General features: G+C 44.9%; 14 protein-coding genes. 7 read left to right on the forward strand and 7 right to left on the reverse strand.

Annotation, left to right across the window (positions count from 1 at the left end; genetic code table 11):
- The first annotated feature begins 324 nt into the window (after positions 1-324).
- From tsaB to SFV55_RS02655, 3 genes are all read left to right on the forward strand, one after another.
- The gene (gene tsaB, locus SFV55_RS02645; protein WP_320027903.1) at positions 325-1,005 is read left to right on the forward strand and encodes a tRNA (adenosine(37)-N6)-threonylcarbamoyltransferase complex dimerization subunit type 1 TsaB; all 681 of its coding nucleotides are present in this window, start codon (positions 325-327) and stop codon (positions 1,003-1,005) included.
- 91 nt (positions 1,006-1,096) lie between these two features.
- Positions 1,097-1,441, forward strand: a complete 345-nt coding sequence (locus SFV55_RS02650) for a metalloregulator ArsR/SmtB family transcription factor (protein ID WP_320027904.1) — start codon at positions 1,097-1,099, stop codon at positions 1,439-1,441.
- 202 nt (positions 1,442-1,643) lie between these two features.
- A complete protein-coding gene (locus SFV55_RS02655) occupies positions 1,644-1,949 on the forward strand; it encodes a metalloregulator ArsR/SmtB family transcription factor (protein WP_320027905.1) in 306 nt (101 codons plus the stop codon).
- Between the two features lie 73 nt (positions 1,950-2,022).
- Here SFV55_RS02655 and SFV55_RS02660 read toward each other — a convergent pair whose 3' ends face one another.
- Both SFV55_RS02660 and SFV55_RS02665 read right to left on the reverse strand, forming a co-directional pair.
- Positions 2,023-3,555 (reverse strand): hypothetical protein, encoded by a 1,533-nt coding sequence (locus tag SFV55_RS02660; RefSeq protein WP_320027906.1) that lies wholly within the window; start codon positions 3,553-3,555, stop codon positions 2,023-2,025.
- 29 nt (positions 3,556-3,584) lie between these two features.
- On the reverse strand, positions 3,585-4,397 hold the full coding sequence (locus tag SFV55_RS02665; RefSeq protein WP_320027907.1) for a hypothetical protein: 813 nt from the start codon (positions 4,395-4,397) through the stop codon (positions 3,585-3,587).
- 147 nt (positions 4,398-4,544) lie between these two features.
- Between SFV55_RS02665 and SFV55_RS02670 the strand changes: the two genes are divergently transcribed.
- Both SFV55_RS02670 and SFV55_RS02675 read left to right on the forward strand, forming a co-directional pair.
- Positions 4,545-6,083 carry a GH3 auxin-responsive promoter family protein gene (locus SFV55_RS02670; protein WP_320027908.1) on the forward strand — a complete coding sequence of 513 codons (1,539 nt, stop codon included), beginning with the start codon at positions 4,545-4,547 and terminating at the stop codon, positions 6,081-6,083.
- Between the two features lie 158 nt (positions 6,084-6,241).
- Positions 6,242-6,688: an Hsp20/alpha crystallin family protein gene (locus SFV55_RS02675; RefSeq protein ID WP_320027909.1), complete on the forward strand. Its 447-nt coding sequence runs from the start codon at positions 6,242-6,244 to the stop codon at positions 6,686-6,688.
- A 364-nt stretch (positions 6,689-7,052) separates the two neighbouring features.
- Here the strand turns inward: SFV55_RS02675 and SFV55_RS02680 are convergent, their stop codons facing one another.
- From SFV55_RS02680 to SFV55_RS02690, 3 genes are all read right to left on the reverse strand, one after another.
- Positions 7,053-9,146 (reverse strand): NACHT domain-containing protein, encoded by a 2,094-nt coding sequence (locus SFV55_RS02680; protein WP_320027910.1) that lies wholly within the window; start codon positions 9,144-9,146, stop codon positions 7,053-7,055.
- Between the two features lie 10 nt (positions 9,147-9,156).
- Complete coding sequence (locus SFV55_RS02685) at positions 9,157-12,048, reverse strand: class I SAM-dependent DNA methyltransferase (RefSeq protein WP_320027911.1); 2,892 nt, start codon at positions 12,046-12,048, stop codon at positions 9,157-9,159.
- 64 nt (positions 12,049-12,112) lie between these two features.
- A complete protein-coding gene (locus SFV55_RS02690; RefSeq protein ID WP_320027912.1) occupies positions 12,113-14,548 on the reverse strand; it encodes an ABC transporter permease in 2,436 nt (811 codons plus the stop codon).
- A 306-nt stretch (positions 14,549-14,854) separates the two neighbouring features.
- On the opposite strand from SFV55_RS02690, the gene SFV55_RS02695 reads away from it, so the two are divergent.
- Together SFV55_RS02695 and SFV55_RS02700 are read left to right on the forward strand one after the other, a co-directional pair.
- Positions 14,855-15,496 carry a response regulator transcription factor gene (locus SFV55_RS02695; protein ID WP_320027913.1) on the forward strand — a complete coding sequence of 214 codons (642 nt, stop codon included), beginning with the start codon at positions 14,855-14,857 and terminating at the stop codon, positions 15,494-15,496.
- Positions 15,480-17,246 (forward strand): sensor histidine kinase, encoded by a 1,767-nt coding sequence (locus tag SFV55_RS02700; protein WP_320027914.1) that lies wholly within the window; start codon positions 15,480-15,482, stop codon positions 17,244-17,246. Before SFV55_RS02695 ends, SFV55_RS02700 begins: the two co-directional genes overlap by 17 nt.
- 545 nt (positions 17,247-17,791) lie before the next feature.
- Here the strand turns inward: SFV55_RS02700 and SFV55_RS02705 are convergent.
- Complete coding sequence (locus tag SFV55_RS02705; RefSeq protein ID WP_320027915.1) at positions 17,792-21,007, reverse strand: UvrD-helicase domain-containing protein; 3,216 nt, start codon at positions 21,005-21,007, stop codon at positions 17,792-17,794.
- 29 nt (positions 21,008-21,036) lie between these two features.
- Positions 21,037-21,567, reverse strand: coding sequence for a hypoxanthine phosphoribosyltransferase (gene hpt, locus SFV55_RS02710; RefSeq protein WP_320027916.1), 531 nt, complete (start codon positions 21,565-21,567; stop codon positions 21,037-21,039).
- Between the last annotated feature and the right edge of the window lie 59 nt (positions 21,568-21,626).

Consider the following 21,626-nt stretch of genomic DNA (forward strand, 5'->3'; position numbering starts at 1 on the left):
GTTTAAAAGTTCGTTTTAGACCTAAGTTCAAAAAAATGGCGAAATGCCAGTATGAACTTAAAATCTAAAAAAAACTTAATATTGTTGGCAAAATTATCATAATTTTTGCATCTTGCAGAAAATTATCCAGCCTGTACGCCTCATTGGCCCGTTTCTTTGTCATGAACATAGAAAGAAAAATAGTGTTATCAACTGGCGTGACCCCCCGAGGTTTCTTACGTCTTAGTTGTTGTCTTTTTACCATGCGACAAAAGTCACAAGCATAAGCAAGCGATAAGTAGTCGTTTATACAATAAGCTTTCTTGCATGGCGTTAATTCTTTGCATGGAAACCGCAACAGAACGGTGTTCCATTGTGGTGGCAAACGATGGCAAAATCCTTGGGCAAACTACCTCTTCCGGTAATTTTGAACACAGTGCCCAATTGACCTTATTGCTTAGTTCCGCTATGCAACAAAGCCAGTGTGAATTAGTGGATTTAGACGCAATCGCCATTAGTATTGGTCCAGGGTCTTATACATCCCTAAGAAGTGGCCTTAGTACTGCAAAAGGTTTGTGCTATGGCCTGGATTTACCATTACTGTCTATAGACTCTTTGAGTATAATCGCTGCTGGCTGCATTCAGGAACAAAAGTATTCTACGGATAGCCTTTATGTTCCCATGATTGATGCCCGTAGGATGGAAGTTTACACCGCAGTGTATTCAGCATCGGGAGAAGTTCTTGAAAAGTCTTCTGCTATGATTTTGACCAGTGAAAGTTTCAACGACTATTTTCAACGCGAGGTTCCGCTGGTTTTTGCGGGCAACGGTGCACCCAAGTTTTCCCCTGTAACCACATCACCCTTTGCCCATTTTAGTCCGGTACATTCAAACGCCATTTACATGCCAGATTTGGCAGAAAAGGCGTTTAAACAAAAGGCATTTGCTGATGTGGCTTATTTGGAGCCCCATTATCTAAAGCCTCCAAACATCACGGTTCCCAAAAAAATACAGTTGGGATCATAATTTTTAATTATTAATAAAATTTGGCATACGTTTTGTATGTTGAGCTTTATAAGAGGCAAAAATCCATTGTGTTTTTAACAAAGTGCATGAAATGAGAAAGCAAAAAAACGATGTGATTACCCTTAAAAAAGGGCTAACCGAAATCGAACTTGATTACGCAGAATTGCGTAAAGCGGTACTGGTACTGCGTGCCATCAACCACAAGCTTCGCCAAAGAATCATTGATCTGCTGGAAGAAAATGAAGCTATGACTGTGACTGAAATTTACGTCAAACTCCGTTTGGAGCAGTCAGTCGCTTCTCAACATTTGGCTATCCTGCGCCGTGCTGGCGTTGTACAAACGGACCGCAGTGGCAAATTCATCCACTATTCATTGAACAAAGATCGCATCGAGCAAATTTCCCGTCTGGTTGAAGAACTCACCGGACAACAATAATGGCGAAGACGCACTTGTTGCGTCTTTGCCATTTTACATTATTACTAGTTGTATTTTTTTATTTTACACATTCTTTTTTTTGCAAATATGCTTTCATTGCCTGGAGTTTTTGTCTGAATATCAGGCGAAAATGAATTTTTTTCTTGTAAGGAAATAAAAAAAAATGCATATTTGCTTTTGCAATTTTTAATGTAACATTACTATGAGAAACACAAAAGTAGGTATTAATCCTGAAAAGCTGGAAGCTGCTTCAGAGCTTCTGCGCGCGTTGGCGCATCCACTCCGCCTGCAAATCGTTGAGTTCATTGATCAAAACGATGCCATTAATGTGAACAAGATCTACAACACGCTGAAGTTGGAGCAGTCCATTACATCTCAGCATTTGCGGGTTTTGCGCACTACTGACCTCGTCAGCACGGAGCGTGAAGGCAAATTCATCCACTACCGCGTCGATTACGACAAAATCGATCAGACGGTGAAAGCCATTCGGAATTTTCTGAAGAAATAAGGTCGGTGATTTCGGGTTTCAAGACTTCGGATTGTGGTAACATTACTGCAATCCGAAATCCTGAAATCTGAAATTATTGGAAAGTCGCTTTTGCTCCTACCTTAATGTTTACCTTTTGATTGGCCAGCACCCTTACCGACTTACCAGGGTTGCTGTTTTGCGTAGAGATATAAGCCTGCAAGCGGAGTTTCTTGCTTGTACGAATCCGTGCAAATCGAATTTCCTCAAATTTTACGGTAGTTGTTAGGTTGCCAGGGGTAGTACTGATGCCTAATGCATTGGTTTTTGCTCCAGGAATAATCTGGGCTGCTCCCTGAAACAGGGAATCCAACACCTGCCCACTGCTGCTCAAAAAGTAGCCCTGTATGGCAATATCCAGGGGCATTTCATTGTCTGCCACCAACTTGAATTCCAATTCTTTGATCTTTTTGTATTGTTCCAGATCGATGTCGTATAAGTCTTGTGCTATAAAATTGGATACACTTCCATACAAAGGGAGTTCCACTTCCACTTGTACACGGTAAAAACTTTTGTCCGTAATAAAACCCTTCTGGCCGGTATTCCCCTCTGGATTGGTAAAGGCGTCGACATCATAAGCGACAGCAGTTGGCCCCGAACCAAACAGTACATCCAGGTTAGAATTGGTTTTATCAAAAGTAAAGGTGTCACGTTTGGCCTGTCCTACTTCATTGATTCTGGGATAAGGGAAATCGATTCCATTGCGTAGGAAAACACTTTCAAGCCCCAATTGGCGGCCATCTACGGTAAACACCTTGAAGTCGCGGACGATTGAACGGGAAGGTATTCCAAAGGCATTTTCCAGAAAAAAAGACACCTTAGGGTCCGCAAAATAGATGTCACCTTTGATGTAATTTTGAAAAAAATCAATCTTTACGGTATCCCGTCCACCCTCATACAGGAGGCTGCCAAAAAAACCTTCGGCGTAAGAAAACTGTAAATTGGTAATGCGCACCAAAAATAATCCGGCATTGACTGAGGCTCCAGCTGGTGTTTTAGCCTCATACTCAATATAAACCGTATCGTTTTGGGGTATAAAAGTGTATCCGATTAAAGACGCTGGATCCAATTGATTGCTTGCCGAAGGGCGGGCACCAGAGCCACTGTAACCCGCAATATCGGTGCTAAAGGTAAATGGTTTGCCATCTTTGAGCAACTGAGGCATGGTCAGCTTGATGGAAATGGGCTCTGCATTGGGATTTTCGACGTAATAAGAAAAGTCTCCCCGTTTTAAATCTACCCGATCAATTTTGACTCCATTGGGTAAATTAAATGGCAGGGGCATTTTTTTGCTAAGTACTGGCACCAGAGGAGGAAGTGCACTGGTCAGGGTTCCAAAAATTTCATCACTGGTCCGGGTGATAATGTCTCCAATGTACCGAAACCGGATTTCACCACCGGGGTCAACTACAATGGAGGAAAGGTCTTCCACACTACTCAGGATTTCTTGTAAAGTAGTACTGGAATTGACTATTGGGAAAGCCAACTCCGGCTGAAAATTGGAGGCTTCCCAGTCTTCAAGGTTATTGAGCTTGCTACAAGCTGTGCCTATCAGGAGTAGTAGACAGAATAAAAGGAAGTGCTTCATGGTTTTTGGGTTTGAGAAACTATCATCCCTTATTTAGGGCTATTCCTGAACGCCGATTCCAGGCGTTGCAAGTATTGGGAGAAGGTTTGTTTGGTAAACAAACGAAAAGTAAGGGCTGCTTCGTCTAGCAGATTGAGGTTAAAAAGCGCGTAGTCAAAATGATGCTCTATTCCTGAGCTCAGGTATTCCCGGTTTTTGGCAATCAGAGCCTGTTCCGCGCCGGAGATATTGTTGTCGCCCCCTGCATCGATGTATTTTTTGAGGCGGGCTTCACAAACTTCCATTGCTTTGCCGAGAATGCTTAAATCCCGGGCCGCATTCCCCAATAACTTGCGCTGAAAGAGTAAACCTTCCATTGCAATCGCTCGATCTGATTTGATTTCCCGGTCGGTTTTTTCTACCGAGTAATAATGTTCATCAATGTCCTGATTGAACTGATTGGCTACATCGCAGTGCAAACGTGCCAATTCAATCATCGGCCCAATGATCGCTCGAAACTTGTTCTCCAAAATTTGGTGGTAGGCCTTTTCACCACGCATACTGCCTTGATCGTGTGGGTCGTGGATATCGACGAGGTATTGCACCAAGGTATTGCCCGCAAAAGCCACTGGCTCATGGTCCACTGCACGGGTTTGACTCAATAATTTAGAAAAGCCAGTGGCAAGCCGCTCAAATTCCCGGTTTTTTTCCAAAATCTCATCCAGCGATTCCTTTCCACCTTCTGGAAAAATCGTATCGTCCTCGATTGGAGGATAAATTTCTTTCCGTTCCACTTGCTGGTCTTTTTTTTCGCCCGTTCCACCCGGCGGCTCAAAAAAAACATCAAAGGGATTGCTCGGCATTGGCGCAAGATTTTGCGCTAAGTTAAGGAAAAAGGTTGAGAAAGTTGCGGAAGGTTGAGGTTACCACACCCTGCACTTCGACTCCGCTCAGTGACCGGGTGTGGTTCCCTCAACCTTCCGCAACTTTTTTTCCCATTTCTACAAATTATGCGTACCTTGATCACTATGCGGAGACTTGTGAATGCTTTTTTCAACCGCCTGCACCATTATCGCTACCGTTTAATTCGGAGCTACATGGACAAACCCCACCGGATCCAGCAAGCGCAACTACAAGAGCTTTTGCTTTTTGCGGCGGATACCGAGTGGGGCAAATCGCATTTTTTCCAAGACGTGCATACTGCTGAAGATTTTCGTCAGGCTACTGCCCTAACGGATTATGAGGACCTCAAACCCTTCATCAATCGAATGATGCTGGGCGAACGCGATGTGTTGTGGCCAGGGCGAGTCAACTGGTTTTCCAAATCATCGGGCACCACCAACGATAAAAGTAAGTTCATCCCGGTTTCTCCACAGAATCTTTACAAATGCCATATTCGGGGCTCCTGGGATACCATGAGTTTGTACTACCACAATCGCCCCCAGGCTACCCAGTTTGCGGATAAAAGTATGCTGATGGGAGGCAGCCTCAGTCGTTTTGAGTCCCATCCATCAACTATAGTAGGTGATGTAAGTGCCATCATGATCCAGCACATGCCCTGGGTGGCCCGGCCTTTTTTTATCCCCGATTTTGAAACAGCACTCTTACCCAATTGGGAAGAAAAACTGGAAAAACTGGCCCTTGAAGGGGCCCGGACATCCAATGTGGTGATGATTGGTGGGGTGCCGACCTGGACCGTGGTGCTTTTTCGTCGCATTTTGGAGCTTACCGGCAAAAGCAATATGCTGGAGGTATGGCCAAAGTTCCAGGTTTACACTCATGGTGGAGTCAGTTTCACCCCCTACCGTCAACAGTTCCAAAGTTTCTTCCCCTCCCCCACCGTCGACTATCAGGAAATTTACAATGCCTCGGAGGGTTTCTTTGCTGTTCAAGATACTTTAGGCGAAGAAGGTATGTTGCTGTTGCTCAACAATGGTATTTATTATGAATTCATCCCCATGAGTGAGTGGGAAAAAAACAATCCACAGGCCATCTCTTTGACGGAAGTAGAAGTGGGAAAAAATTACGCCTTGGTCATCAGCACCAATTCTGGGCTTTGGCGTTACCTGCCAGGTGATACCGTTATTTTTACGTCCGTGAATCCCTACCGAATTAAGGTGAGTGGCCGCACCAAACAATTCGTCAATGCCTTTGGAGAAGAAGTAATGGTAGATAATACCGATAAAGCCCTGGCCGAAGCCTGTCTGCTCACTGGTGCCGAGGTCCAGGAGTACACCGTAGCTCCCGTATATTTTGAAGGGTCTGCACGAGGCGGCCACCAATGGATCATTGAATTCGTAAAAGAGCCTCTTGATTTGACGGCCTTCGCCCAATTGCTGGACCTTAAACTTCAACACATCAACTCAGATTACGAAGCCAAGCGTTACCGCAATATGGCTATGCTTCCGCTGAGCATTAAAGTGGTTCCCAAAGGTACTTTTCACAATTGGTTGCGCGCCAAAGGCAAAATGGGAGGCCAACATAAGGTGCCTCGTTTGGCCAATCATCGGAATTACATCGACGAAATCCTGGGGCATGTAGGGGCTTGATTTCTTTTATATGCCAAAATGGCATTTTGTTTTTTATCTTTCAGCCAAAATGGCACCCTTTATTTTATTTCTTGCCAATTTGTACACTCTTATGGCATTGGAATGTGCTTTGCTTACCAGAAAGCAGAAAACATTTAAAAACAAAAAATCCAACTACCATGAAAGTTGTAGCTGTTAAACCACAAATTCCATCTGTATTCGTCGACAAATCCTTCGACCAATTGATCAATCGTTTCTTTGGCCCAGAAGTATCTTTTGGTCCTTTCCGCGACTGGGTTGAAAACCGCCCAGCTGTGAACATCGTGGAAACGGAAACCAATTTCCGCATCGAATTGGCCGCTCCAGGTTTGAACAAGGAAGATTTCGACATCAAAGTTGAAAAGGACACCCTGAGCATTTCCGCCAAAAAAGAAAGCACTACTGTGGAAGGTGAAAAAGTAAAAGTGCGTGAGTTTGCTTACACGAGCTTCCAACGCAATTTCACTTTACCCAAAACTGTAGACGCTGAAGCCATCGAGGCGCGTTATGACAATGGTGTGCTGGTTTTGGCGCTGCCTAAGAAAGAAGAGGCGCTGCCAAAGTCTCGCCAGATCACGATTGGTTAACTTAGTTATAAATGATGAATGATAAGTGATGAATTTTTCCAAAGCGACGCTGTTGCCAGTTCATCACTTATCATTCATCACTCATAACTATTGAAAAAAAATACCGTTTCCGCCAACTTTTTTACTCTAGATATTGTCTTGTTAGAATAAAATGCATATATTCAAGGCAGATTGTGATGAACTTTTTCCCTTGGGTTCTGTTCAAAACGATACATTCATCAAAGTTGATTTCTGTCGCCCTTGTGACGCAGAAAAAAGCAAAATGCGAAACTTTTTGCTTGAAAATATAGTTTATAAGGTATCAGTAAGTTGCTAAGCTTGCTGCACTTATCAACGAAAAGTTTATAGGTTAGTTAATAGGGTTTTAGGTGTTTTTTGGGGCCGACACGCTTTGTAGTCGGCCTTTTTTGTTTTTGGGTGTTGGTTCAATCCAAAGGTCGGCAAAATAGTCTTGAATGATGCGGTGGCGAAAGCGCCAGGTAGCACCGTCGGACTCCATAAGCTTACTAGTCACCATTTCATTCAAGAAATCAACAAGTTTTAGTGGTAGTGCTCCTTTCCAAAAGAGCAGTAGCCTAAGGTGCCAATGTCTTAAAATTGAAAAATGTAAGGCTTTCATCGAAGCATAGAATCGCTGGTATGGTTTGCTAATTTTAATGAACTCAGAAGATTCTTTTTTACTTAAACTTTCAAGGCCAAAAAAACGCCAATAAATAAGTCCAATTACCACACCAAAGAACAATGCAATATACAACAGCGTTGTAAGGGTATCAGCAGCTAAACCTATCATCTGAGGTAGAATAGATGAAAATAACAAAACAAAAATAAGTGTAGCAGCTATTGTCAAGATTAAGACAATAAAGAAGCTCTTGAGGTAGTGCCAATACACCCTAAATGAGCGATGTACAATCTCAATTGTATCAATTTTCGGTATCGATTTACTACTAAGGGTCAACATTAGCCAAATAACTATTCCTGAAACTAACCCAATGATTAAACCCACTATGGGACCTAAAGCTAGCATTATTCCTAATCCGTTAAAATTAGCTTCACTAGTTATCACCAAAATCAATGTTAAAAACACCATAAATAAAACGCCGAAAACCAGGCCAAAATCCAAGCCCAAAACTACTCCGAAACAAAAATACGCTACTCCTCTTGTCATCCACATCCAAGAAAACCACCAATCGTATTGCAGATCTTTTAACTCGAAGTCTACTTTTTTATGCTGGTTACTTCTATTTGCCAGAAATGCTAACCAGCGTTGGCTTTCTTCAACTGAATACAATTCTGAGATTTTAGCCAATTGATAATCAGTGAATATTGTCATTATTTCAGAATGAATGCCAGTTACATCATTAGATCTGAAAGTTGGGATTTTTCCAGCAAAAAGAAGTTGCAATGTGTTGAAATAAAAAGGGATTTTCACTATTTCCTTTAATGCTGGATTGTTCTGGATTGCTAAAAACAAAGGTCTTGCTTCAGGTTCTGTATAACTCATTCTTTCCAATTCTTTTTCTAGTTGCTCACTTGACAAAGGCCCTACTTCTATTTGCAAATTTACCCTGGCATCTTCTTGAGCTTGTTTGTATTCTTCAATGCGGGAGGTAATTACAAACCGCCGTCCTGCTACTGCGCCATATTCTGCAATTGCCGCCAAACAGGAAGACATAGCTTCTATCTCTTTCAATTCATCTAAGCCATCCAATAATAAGATTAACCCTGTTTGATTGACAATCCTTTTCGCGCTGGCCATGTTAATGCTTAATTCAGCAGTAACAATTTCTTCTAACCAAGTTTCTAATTTTGTGTAGGAGCTTTCCCAAGTAGCTAAATTCAATATGAGAGGGAGAGCATCCTCTTCTAATTCCATCAAGCGTTGAGCTAACTGTAGCAAAAGTGTGATTTTTCCAGCACCTGGCTGCCCGATGATCAACAAACGCCCATGCGCATCCTGAAAAGTTTCACCTATTTCATCTCTGATTTCTAAGTGATTAAACGGCACAAAAGTTGAAGCAATTAAATCACTAGTCCCCTCACTAGAGACGAAACGCCGCAGGTTTACAGGTTGATGTGAGGCTAATTTTTGTTCTAACCTGTTTCCATATCTTTCCAATAAATAGTCTCTCAATTCTCGGTGTGCCTTACTAAGCTCATTATTCCCTTGTTCGATGGTTTTTATCAAGCCCAAAATATCACGGGAAATACGATTGAAGCCAATAATATTTTCTTCATTCGTCAATGTACCTAAACGATTTTCTTGATCGTGTTTGTTCAAACGTATCAAAAGCATTGAAATTTGCTCTTCAAATGAAGCGTCATTCAAGTGTTGTAACTCTTTGAGCGCTTCCTCTAAGTATGCATTTCTAATAGCCACTTTAGCTGCATTAAGATGCCGCTTTGTTTTAAGCAATTGCTTATGCGTTAACTTTTGCTGATTTGTAATTTTGAAAAACATAGCATATGATTTAATTTTTTTTCGATTTTTTCTTCGACTCTCCTCCAAACATCGGTGCCGTATACTGTTCATACAACCCAAACAAAAATTCTATTCTGCTCAACTCCGTCCCAAAAGCCTGCGCCCGATAGCACAAATCCACCGCCTTATCCAAAGCCTGATGGGCTTTGACTAGATCGGGCGGCATCGTGATGGGATCGTATAAGTCCGCCAGGCTGCTGTTTGGGTATTTGGCACGGGTGTCCAATACAAGTTGGGCTGCTTCTTCGACTTTTTTCTTTTGGGATTCGGTGGGATTTAGGGGAAAGGGGTAGTTGTTGTAGACGATAGAGTTGGAGTATCTAAAATCGCTTTTTAATCTACCACAAACATACCTTACCCAAGTCATGTGCATTTCTGAAGTCAACAAACCAAACAAGAATGAATCAGCATTTGGAATGATTTGAAGAGTATTGCTTGCAATAATTTCAGGCTCTAAAAATGCAACTGGTATATATTTTCTTCGCTCCGAGGAAACTTCTGGAATTGCTAGGTAATTAGAATTTGGTTGTGCTATTTGAGCAAATAAAGTTGGGGTTATCGCTTTATTTCGGGTAGCCGATGCTACACTTGCCAATCTGAATTCTTTTACTTTTTCTAACCGCTTAATAATTTCTTTCAAATTTCGTAAATCGTTGGGGTCAGCATCTTTAAGCCACAAACACCACCTCATTCTTCCATTGATGAAATCACCCCCGCTTAAAAATGGTCTAATGTATTTCAAAGCATTGGGTTCATTAGCAAGGAAATCATTTTTCTCCTCATTTGATGTAAAAATCAGATAACCTCCATCTGATGGTTTATTACCCCACACCATTTTAGGTACATTGCACAACGGAATTGAGCGGTTTGGTATAACGATATCCGGCCCTTCTACGAGATATGGGTTGATACGTTTTACGGAAATTTGATGCGGCTCTCCTTTACTGTTTTGATACTCATATAATGCCTTGTATGGAGTATCATAATTGGCGAACCCAATTATCACACAATGTACGGCAGCATTACCTTTAGCTTCGTTGTTCCAACGAAATGTACGATGAGCGAAATGAATTTTTACTTTAAACTCAACTAAAAGAGACATCCAAAGCAGCCCAACTTGTTCTCCTTGTGAAATTGAATTGGTCGACACAAAACCAACCTTGGTTGATGTGTTTTGGATAAAATCAGCAGCTTTGTAATACCAAGCCGAAACATAATCCAGTACCCCATAGCCTTTTACTTTTCGAAATATGAAGGCCATATCCGCTTTTTGTCCTGGCGTTTGATAATGATGTCCAATAAAAGGTGGGTTCCCCAAAATATAATCAAAAAATACATCTTCACTGCCAGTTACTGTAGTCATTGAAGTGCCCGAAAACAAGTTGACCTTTTTGGTGTACACATTCACTGTTTGATACTCAGCAGTTGGTTCTCTGACTTCAATTATGTTCACATTCTCAGCACGAATATCATAAGAGCTACCCTTCAATAGGTCTCTCCAGTCAATGCGCAAGGCATTCCCATGTACAATTTTCGCCGACTTATTCAGCGGCAAGCGCAGGAAGTACTGCCCAAACTCCTCCGATACCCGCAAATTCATCTGGTGATCCATCAGCCACATGGCCACTTCCGCTACCCGCGCCGGGAACTCATCGTACTCAATCCCCGCAAACTGGTCAACGTCGACCAACATAATGTCGCGGACATTGAGGAAGCCTTGCCCGGTTTTGTTCAACTCACGCAGGATCAGCAACTCCAATTCACGCAACTCCCGGTAGGAAATGATGAGAAAATTGCCGCAACCACAGGCTGGATCCAAAAAACGAAGTTTGGCTATTTTTCGGTGGAGCTCGTTGAGCTTGTTGCGGTTGTTTTTGGCCTTTTCAAATTCGGCGTATAGGTCATCCAAAAACAATGGTTTGATGACCTTTTGGATGTTTTTTTCAGAGGTATAATGTGCTCCCAAGTTGCGGCGTTCCTTGGGGTTCATCACCGCCTGGAACATACTCCCAAAAATAGCAGGTGAAATTTTACTCCAATCCAAAGCACAACAATGCAGGAGCATTTCCCGCATTTTGCTATCAAAAGCCGCCAGTGGCAGCATTTCTTCAAAAAGTTTGCCGTTGACGTAAGGGAATGAAGTCAGGGTTTCATCCAAAGTTGTCAGACGTTTTTCAGGTGGCGTATTGAGCACCTGAAACAAGTTGGCTAGATGCAAAGCCAGGTCGCTCCCATCTGGCTTGGTATAGTTGTCGACAAAATCCTGGAACTGCGTGCGTTCAAAAATACCAGTATCCTCCGCAAAAAGGCAAAAAAGCAAACGCACCAAATATACTTCTAGCGCATGTCCTTTGTATCCAGCCTCCTCTAGGCGGTCGTGCAAGCGCCCCATGCGCTCGGCAGCTTCAATGTTTACAGGGTCCTCCTCTTTGTAAATTCGTTTTTGGTACCCCGCAATAAATCCAAAAAGGTGAACCTGAGCAGGCAATTCGCGCAGTTCGAACTCGTTTTGAGTGCCTGTATCCAAGTCATAAAGACGAAATCGTTGAAAATCGGAGACGAGAATGTATTTGGGTAATTCGTGTTCTTTGAGGCCAGGGAAGTAGTCTTTTGCTTGTTGAGCGGCTTTATCGAGGTCTTTTCCTCGTGATTTGTGTTCGACCAAAATCACCCCTTTCCACAACAAATCGATGAAGCCCTGTTTTGCGTCTGCTTTTTTAACGGGCGTTTCAAAAGTCGCTACGCGCCGCCGTGAAATGCCGAAAACATCGAAGAAGCTGTCCCAAAATGACTTGGCCTCGGCATCTTCGCTACTTTCTTTTTCCCATTCTTTGGCAAAGGTTATCGCTCTTGATTTTATTTCATTCCAACTCAGGGGCATATAGGTCTTTTTGACAAATGTATCCTTTTTCTTTTACATAATACACCCACAAAACCCAAGTAATTCACTCCCCCCTCAACGCATCCACCGGATTCTCCAGCGCCGCCCTTACACTCTGCGCCCCTACTGCCAGCAGCGCCACCCCAATTACCAAGGCACCCGCTGAAGGCACAAAGTACCACTGAAAAGGAATGCGCTGGGCAAAACCCTCCAACCAATGTTCCATCACGTACCAGGCAATGGGCGAGCCGATCAAAATGGCGATAAAAATCAGCCTTAAAAAACTACCACTGAGCAAGGCCACAATTTGCCCTACTCCAGCCCCGAGCACTTTGCGTACCCCTATTTCTTTGCGCCGTTGTACCACCAGATAGGCCGCCAAACCAAACAAACCCAAACAAGCTATACCTACCGCCAGTGCGGCAAATAGGCTGAACACTCCCGCCAGGCGTTGTTCCGACTGGTATTGCTGCAAAAACTGTTGATCAAGAAACCAATAATCCAGGTGGTGTTCCGGGAAAACTTTTTTCCAGGCTTGACTAAGCGCGGGCAAAAGGCTAGCCGTTTGGGCAGCATCAAATTTGAGGGACAGGTAGCCATTGTCCACTGAAGGTAAACACTGATAAAGCGTGGGCCGGGCGGGTTCCTTAAGGCTTTCAATGTGGAAATCGGCCACCACCCCCCGGATAGTCATGCGGAAACCATCGGTATTGCCCTGATAAGCGATTTGTTCTCCAATAGCCGCCTGAGGATTGGGAAAACCCAGGGCCCGCATGGCCGATTCATTGATGACCAGGTTCTCGTAAGCATGGCGGCGGTCCAGGCTTTGAAAAAAGGAGCCCGCCAGGAATTGTACATCAAAAGTGGAAAAAAAAGCAGCGTCAGTACCTAAGGTATAAATGGTAGACTGGGCCACTGCATTTGGTTTTTTCAACCAATACATGCCGCTACTCGTACCCGAAATGGTGGAAATTCCCAGTCCTGGCACAATTTCCGAACTTGCCACCGCACGCACACCGGGTATCTGCTCAATTTCATTTTTCAACACCGCCATTTTGTTGCGCTGAATAGAGTCTTGCTGCCAATTGAAGGCAGGTGTTTTGAGGGAAACAATCTGTTCAAGGGACAAACCCAAATCTGCTTTTTGCATAAACTGCAATTGCCCTTGTACCACAAACACACTGATAATCAAGCCAACCGAACAAGCAAACTGAACCACGACGAGGGCTTTCCGCAGATTCCCTCCCTGCCCATTGCCCATCCAGCGACTGCGCAACACTTCGCCTGGCGCATAAGCAGAAAGGATGAAGGCCGGATACAATCCTGCCAGCACCAAACCAGCCAATAATGTCCCAAAACACAAAGCAATAAAAGGGCCATCGTACCCGGGAATTTGCAAAATATCCCGCCCTGTCAACCGGGCAAAGGCTGGAGCGAAATAATGCAGCAAGACCAGCGCCACCAACAAGGCAGCCGCATTGATCAAAAAGCCTTCCAGTAAAAATTGGGCAATCAACTGCCAACGTTTGGCACCGATCACCTTGCGCAGGCTTACCTCTTTGGCGCGCTCCATGGCACGGGCAGTGCTGAGGTTGACATAATTGACGAAGGCAATCCCCAGAATGAACAAGGCAATCAGCAACAACATTTGTAAATTGCTGGGATCGACATTTGCTTCAATTTCGTACATCAGGTTGGAGCCACGGTGGATGTCCTTTAAGGCCTGCATGTTCAGCCGGATGCCTTCCGCCTTGAGGTGAGTATCCGAATAACGGTCCAATTGGGTTTTTACCTTGGCAGGATCGGCGGCAGCACTCAACTGGAAATAATTGTAATCCCAGTAGCCGCTCCAGTTGTCTTCAAACCCGGCAGCATAACGCGTTTGTATACTGAACAATACATTGAATTTAAGGTGGGTATTTTGAGGTGGGTCCACTACTATTCCTTGCACCGTGTACTTGCCTTCAAATGTCCCCCCATTCACTTGCAGTACTTTACCCATAGCTTTTTGCCCGGGAAACAGGATTTGAGCTGCCGACTGGGTCAAAATAACCTGAAAAGGCTCAGCTAGGCAGGTTTGAGCGTTGCCGTGTACAAACTTTTGCGGAAACATGCGTAAAAAACCGGGATCAACCATCCAGGCACCTTCTAGTTTGATGGGGCGCTCCGGCATGATGAAGGTGACGGTATTTTCATTGCGGTTGTACAAACGAGTATAATCCAATACCTCTGGCAGGTCCTGCTTTAAGGCTGGGCCCAAGGCTGAATGGGTATTGGCATCGCGAGTGAGGACTGTGCCATCGGCAATCGTTTCGTTAAATGCGCGCCAAATCTGGCCTGCATAGGGCGATTGTTGGTCGTAGCTCCATTCATGGCGCAGGTATTGCACCAGGGCCAAAAAGGCAGCCATTCCCAAAGACAAGCCCAATACATTGATCAGGCTAAAAGACTTTTGTTGCCAGAGGCGACGTAGGGCGATTTGGAGTACATTTTTAAACATGGCGCAGGTATTTTAATCCAACTCAATCTTGACAAAGGCAATGCCAAATATACAAGCAACAGATTATCAGAGTAAAATACAAAACAATCAATCAAACCTGTTCGTTTTCGGACAGTCCTCATCCTGAATTCGGACATTCGCGTCCAGCAATTTCTATCATTAAATGACCTCTATCTTACACTCTTGATCAGCTTTAGTGTAACCTTTTTTGTATTTTTGAGTTTAAGTAAAGGGCAGGATTACAGCTTGGCAACAAGGTGCATTAGATTTAACTGCTTAGTTACCTGTATTAAATACCAGCCTGAAATGATTAAAGTGACCATCGTTGATGACCATGTAATATTTGCAGAAGGATTGGAGTCCATATTTTCTGATGCGCACGACATTCAGATTCTGGCGCGATGTCACAATGCGGAAGCCTTTTGGACAGTTATGGACAGCAATAACATCGACGTGGTTTTGCTCGACATTTCGCTGCCCGATGTAAGTGGTTTAAATTTATGCGAGCAAATCGTGCGCAAATACCCCAACACCAGGGTAATCGCGTTGACGATGCACGATGAACCCAGTTTGGTGAAAAAAATGATCAAAAAAGGGGCGATGGCCTACTTGTTGAAAAATACGACCAAAAGCGAGCTCTTGGCAGCGATTCGCACGGTATACAGCGGCAAAAAATACTACAATGAAAACCTCATGCAGTTGCTGCTGGAAAGTGAAGACAAACCCAAAAAGAATCCGGCGATGGGTGGGCGGCCCCATCTGACCCGTCGGGAAAAAGAGGTTCTGGAGTTGATAGCGGAAGGCCTGACAACCCAACAAATTGCCGATAAACTTTTCGTAACCATCAAGGCCGTAGAGTTTCACCGGAGTAGTTTGTTGACCAAGTTTGGCACCCAAAACACTCCTTCCATGATTAAGGAAGCCATTGAATATGAATTTATTTCGTAAAATTTTATCCTCTCTATTTTGCACTCTGCTCTTTTGCGCAGCTTGGGCCCAAAAACAATATCCTGATCTTAAAGACCGTTACTCCCCTCCTCAAATCGACAGTTTAATCAAAATTTACAAGGCAAATAATGATGCCAGGGGCTTGGGTATTGCCTATGAGTTGAAGGGCATTTTTTTCCAAAACATCTATTTCTACAGCACAGCTACGGTCAATAATTTTTTCATCAGCTCGCAGTATTACTTCAAAAATGATGACTTTGAATCCTATTACCGGGTAAAAAAACGGATCGCTGACCTGTTTTCGATCGATGATGCCATGTATACCCGGGCAGTGGACTATTACCGAGAGGCCCTGGGGTATTTTCAGGAAAGAGGTGATGTCAGTGAAATCGCTGGCTACAAGCTGGACCTGCTCAACATTGCCATCAACAAAGATAGCTTACGCGAAGGCCCCAATGGCAGCATTTTTCCCGATGTAGTACAAACCTTAAAAACCACCATTGAACAATGCAAAAAGCTACAGGATAAAAGTTACCTCACTTATGCCTACAACCTGTATGCCTCCTATCTGTTGCAAAAACGAGAATTAGACGAGGCGGAGAACTACATCGATATGAGTCTGAAAATGAGCGAGCCCAAAACCCAATTGGAGTTGCTCAATTTTTTCCACAAAGGTTTAATCAAAAAACTCAAAAACAATCTCCCCGAGGCAGTGGTGTTGTTGCGCAAAAGTGAACTAATCGCCGAAATCCGCAACAACAAATACCTGATGCAACTCATTTGCCAAAACCTGGCCGAATGTTACACTGCCCTTAACAACCAGGCTGAAGCCATCAACTATTGGAAAAAGACCGCGGCTGCCTTCAATCGCTTTTACAATTCCGGCGAAACCCAGCTGACCAGGAATGAATTCACCAGCAATGAGCTCCGGGTGATAACGATGGAGCAACAACTCGCCGAACAAAAGCAACGCTATTGGAATGCCATTCTTTATTCCATTTTTGTCGCCTTGGTCCTCTCGGGAATCATTGCCTATTTGATCTTCAAGTCGAGGATGCGGGAAAAAGACCTCATCAACCAACGCAAGATCAGTGCCTTGGAACTAAAATCCATGAAATCCCTGATCGAAGGCCAGGAAAAAGAGCGCAACCGGGTAGCCAAAGATTTGCACGATGGTTTAGGCGCCAATTTATCGAGTATCAAGTTGTTTATTGAAAGCCAACGCGACAAGTACGATGCGACCATTCAGACTCAATTCTTAAATCCACTGGCCAAAAATATCGATGATGCCTGTCTAGAAACCCGCAGCATCTCTCATGATTTGCGGCCCTTTTCTCTCAAATACGGCTTCAATTCTGCGCTGGGTGATTTGGTTAAAAAAGTACAAACTGCGCTTCCACAAACGGAAGTTATTTTTCATAGCTATGGGGAAGAACCCCAGATCGGTGAAGAAATTGCACTCATGGTTTATCGGATCGTACAAGAACTGCTCAACAATGCGGCCAAGTACGCCAAGGCCACTCAGATCACCCTGCAAATTTTTTATGAACCCGAGCAGCTCTCCGTACATGTAGAAGATGACGGACAAGGCTTTGACCTCCAAAAAGTTAAAGAAGGAAATGGCCTCGGCAATATTCGCTCGCGGGTAGATTACCTCGGGGGCCAGGTCATTTGGCAGGCTGCTCCTCAACAGGGGACCGCCGTAATCTTATCCATTCCATTACAAAATCCTTTCAAAAACCTGGGGTAAACCCTAGGTTTCTAAAGCTGCGGGTTTACCCTATTGGCTACCAACGTGAACAGTCCTAACTTTGTATCATCAAGAAGAACGAAATGATTGTTCTCCTCCCCCACAAATTTCCAGTATGGAATCTCTTTCTGACTTCGGAGTATAGAGACACGAAATCAGAAAGTTGATTACCAAATCAACAGGCTGGAAATAATACTTGGAAAGGCTGCTTCCGCGGAGGAAGCAGCCACTCTTTTTGCCAATGATTCATAATCACACACCCCACACTTCCTATTCAAATTGTTTGCTGAAGTAATTCTTATACTTCGTTTTAAGTCACAATACGCGCTTATTGAAGCAAACTACGCGACAGCACCAAACTTCCTGTTTTAGTATTTAGTAGATCTCGAAATCCATTCAGGCTGTTCCTCTTACTAATATGTTGGCCTGAGCTTGTAACAGGTCGACTATTGGATGATTCCCCCCTAGAGGCATCTTCTTTCCGGGCTAGATGCCGCTGAGGAATTATCAGGGCTACCTTCCCAAAAAGGTAGCCCAACTTTTTTTTAAAAATACAACTCTACCATTGCTCCATTCAGCACAAAGTGTACAAAAGTGCGGATGTTTTCCTCCTGAAAAATCTGCTGTACCCCTGCTTTGCTAAAATAAAGGAAAGGCGCCATTTCAGCGGCTTTGGCACGGTACCGCTTCATCTCTCCGGCATAACTCGAAAATTGAATGAGGGCAATGCCATCTTCACTTTCCATCAACAAGTCAATTTCGCGTTCAAAAATGCGCACCCCATGAAAATGACGCAAAGGGTAACGTTGGTGGTAAAAAGGGGCATGAAAGTATTGATCCAGAAAGCCTCGAAAAGCCTGCCCTGCTGGAAGCAACTGTTCAGCACTGAGCCATTCCTCTACTTCAAAACGTTGCAACAAACCCTCGGTGATTGCCTTCAATTCATTTGCATCATAATCTGGCTGCCAGGCATGAAAAAAGGCTTTAACCGCCCGCGAAATTTGATTAAAGTCGGCCAATAACGATTCAATGTGAAAAGCGGAGGCGTAGGTCATCAATTCCCCCGTGTTGAAAGAAGGGATTTGATCCTGGAGGTTTTCCTTCCAGGTATCGATGTATAGGGGAATGTGTTTTTGTTTCCCTGCCCGAGGTTCCAAAAACAGGATTTCCGATTCTTCAATGTCAAAAACTTCAAAATCACGGGAAAAAATAAAGGTTTCGGTTTCTTTGTTCAGGATGACACCCTCCCATTCCCAGGGAGTGTCGCTTGCACTGGCATCCAAAGTCGGGTAATCGTCCTTGCCCTCGTGCCAGGCGCGGTTGAGCCATTTTGTGGGCGTATTGGTAGTGGGAAAAATCAGGTAATCGCGCGCGCGGGTAAGCCCCACGTACAGGAGGCGATTTTCTTCCTGGGTAGCCTGAGCAATTTTTTTGGCCTGGACCTCACTTTGCGCCAGTCTTTCGGCCAATGGAGTTCCCTTGAATTGTTTATCGTACGGATTTACCCAGTAGCGCAACCAGCGATTGCCTAGGATGTTGTTCAAATCCACCTGAGTACCTTCTTCCTGCTCAATGTTCAAGCCCCACAATTCGGTACGGATATCCTTTTCCAAATTGTAACAGACCACTATAGGCCATTCCAAGCCTTTGCTGCGGTGGTAAGTCATCACGTTGATGGCCTCCGGGCTTTCGCCAGCGGCCTGGAAGTCACGCTCTTCCGACTCCAATTCGTTGAGCCACAACAGCAAGCCCCCCAGTGAAGCCGCCGATTGCAAGCGGTTGCAGGCCTCTTCGTACTGCAAAGCCAGTTTGCGCAATACATCCAGGTTGTCCAGGCGTTGGTTGGCTTTGCCCCAACTGACGATGCGGCGACGCAAATCCAGGTCTTCGACCAACAAGTCCAGAATTTCGGCACTCGACAACTCGATGGTTTCGGTACGCAATTCATCCAGGCGGCGAATCAAAAAATCGTTGGTTGCCCAGCGATTGGTGATTTCGCCGGCATCATAATTTTTGAGGTAATCCAGGCGGTCTTCTACGATGGTTTCGATGTCTTTACCTGCACCAAGCAGCAAAATTTCGGCAACAGAAAGAGAGTCGTGGTAGTTGAGCAGGTATTTCAGGCAAGCTAAAACCAGTTTAGCTTCTGCAGTATTCAACAACCCCGCCCGGGCAATCGCCACTTTGAATCCCGCCCGGTTGAGGGCTTCAGCCATATTCTGGCAATCGCTGTTGGAGCGGCAAAGGATGGCCACGTCGCCTGGTTGGGCGGGTCGATGTTTTTTTTCACCTTTGGGTAATACATAGACCTTGCGCTGGAGCCATTCACGCAGGGCGAAGGCAGTACAGTTTTCAGGCCAGGGTTTGCCGGGTGTACGTCCGCTGCGCTTTTTGCCTTCTTCTTCTTCTTCTTCAAAATGCCAGTGCACCAGTGCATCCGATGCTTCGATGGCTTCATCAGCTTTGATACGTTTGGGAATCAGTGCCACTTGCTCGGGTGGCATGTCAGCAAAAGCTTTGACAAAAATGGCATTGCTGGCGTAGACCAGGTCTTGGCGAGAGCGCCAGGAGTTTTCCTGGATATCTTCGGGTTTTACGCCTCCGCTCTGCTCGATGATGGCCTGCATCAATTCAGGTGCTGCGCCCCGAAAGCCATAGATGGATTGTTTGGGGTCCCCTACCCAAATGCTGTGCCGCGCCAGTTGGGAGAGTTTTAGAAAAATCTCCAACTGCATGGGGCTGGTGTCCTGAAATTCATCCACCAAGAGCAGGTCCAATTCATTGCGCAGCACCGTTTGCACTTGCTCATCGCGTAACAAATCCATGATCAAGGCCTCCATATCAGTGTAATCGATCAGGCCACGTTGTTTTTTGTAGGCTGCAAATTCGTCCAGAGCCGCCAGCGCCAATTCAAAAACCTGATCGATAAAGGCTTGAATGTCTTGTTGAAACTGGGGGTGTTGTTCGTGGACTTTGGCAAATTCGAGCAATTCGACGACGTCGTCCTTACTTTTGGCACCGGGTTTGAGTTTGCTGATTTTAGCCCAGTTGCGCCAACTGAGTTCCCCGCGCAGGCGCAGGTCGCGCTCCAGTTCTACGAGGTCTTTGACCACGTTTTTGGTGACCTGGGTTTCGTCGGCATTGCTTTCGAGGCGTTCAATGCTGCTTTTGAGCATCTCGCTCAGTTCAGCGTTGAAGGCTTCGGCGCTTTTTTTTGCGGGTTCACCTAGGAAAACCCGAAAACTTTCAAAGGAGCGCTCACGGCTGCGCTCGAGCACCTCACGCGAAAAATCATTGGCGCGAGCTACCTCGGTGATTTGGCGAACTTCGCGCCGCCAATCAAAATATTCGTTGCTGCTCAGGCCCAGACGGTCGCAAAGCAGGGTCATTTTTTCTACCCTTTCGTCGGTGAGCACCGTGGCGAGGGATTGGTTGAAGAGGATTTGTTGGTCTTCTTCGGCAATAATGGCTACTTCGGGTGAAATGCCTGCTTCGTAGGCAAAGCGTTGGAGGAGTTTAACGCCAAGGCTGTGTACAGTGCCAACGAGGGCATTGGTGAGGTCTTCGGCTTGTTCATTGAGTCCTTCGGACAACAATTTGACCCGCACCCGCTCCTGCAATTCCGCTGCTGCTTTTTTGGTAAAAGTGGTGGCGATGATGCCACTGGCGCGTACGCCCTCGCGCATGAGGCGCACCATTTCCTGGGTAAGGCGGTAGGTTTTGCCGGAGCCGGCACCAGCAGAGATGATTTTGATGTTCATTCTATTTTTTGCCTATCATAAAAATGAAATTACTCCGCCAACTGATAAATCTCCTTCAACTCCCGCCCTGCTTGATTGTAATCCAGGCCATACCCAATCACAAACTTGGAGGGAATCGAAAAGCCTACAAAATCAGCCTCCAAAGGAAATTGTAACGCATCTGGCTTGAGCAGCAAGGTGGCAATCGCCACCGAAGCAGGCCCTTGTTCGCGCATGTTTTTGGTCAATTCATATAAGGTACGCCCCGAGTCGATGATGTCTTCCACGAGGATGACGTGGCGGTCTTTGATTTCGATATCCAGGCCCATATTGGTGGTTACCTGCCCGGTGGATTGTAGCCCTGCGTAAGAAGACAAACGCATAAAGGTCACTTCACATTCCAGCCCGGCAGCACGGACCAGGTCGGCAGTAACAATGAAGGCTCCATTTAAAATGCCGATAAAAAGGGGCCGTTGGCCAGCATATCTTTCGCGCAAAGCCGCACCTAATTCCTCAATCCGCTGTTGAATGGTTTCAGCCGCAATAAATGGTTTAAATTGAAGGTTATTAACAGTAATCATCTTTGCGTATTTAGCAGTGGGGCAAAATGAATCCTTATTTTTTATCGCCCCTTATTCAA

It is taken from the genome of Haliscomenobacter sp. (assembly GCF_033763495.1).
In the GTDB taxonomy this organism is placed as follows: Bacteria; Bacteroidota; Bacteroidia; order Chitinophagales; family Saprospiraceae; genus Haliscomenobacter.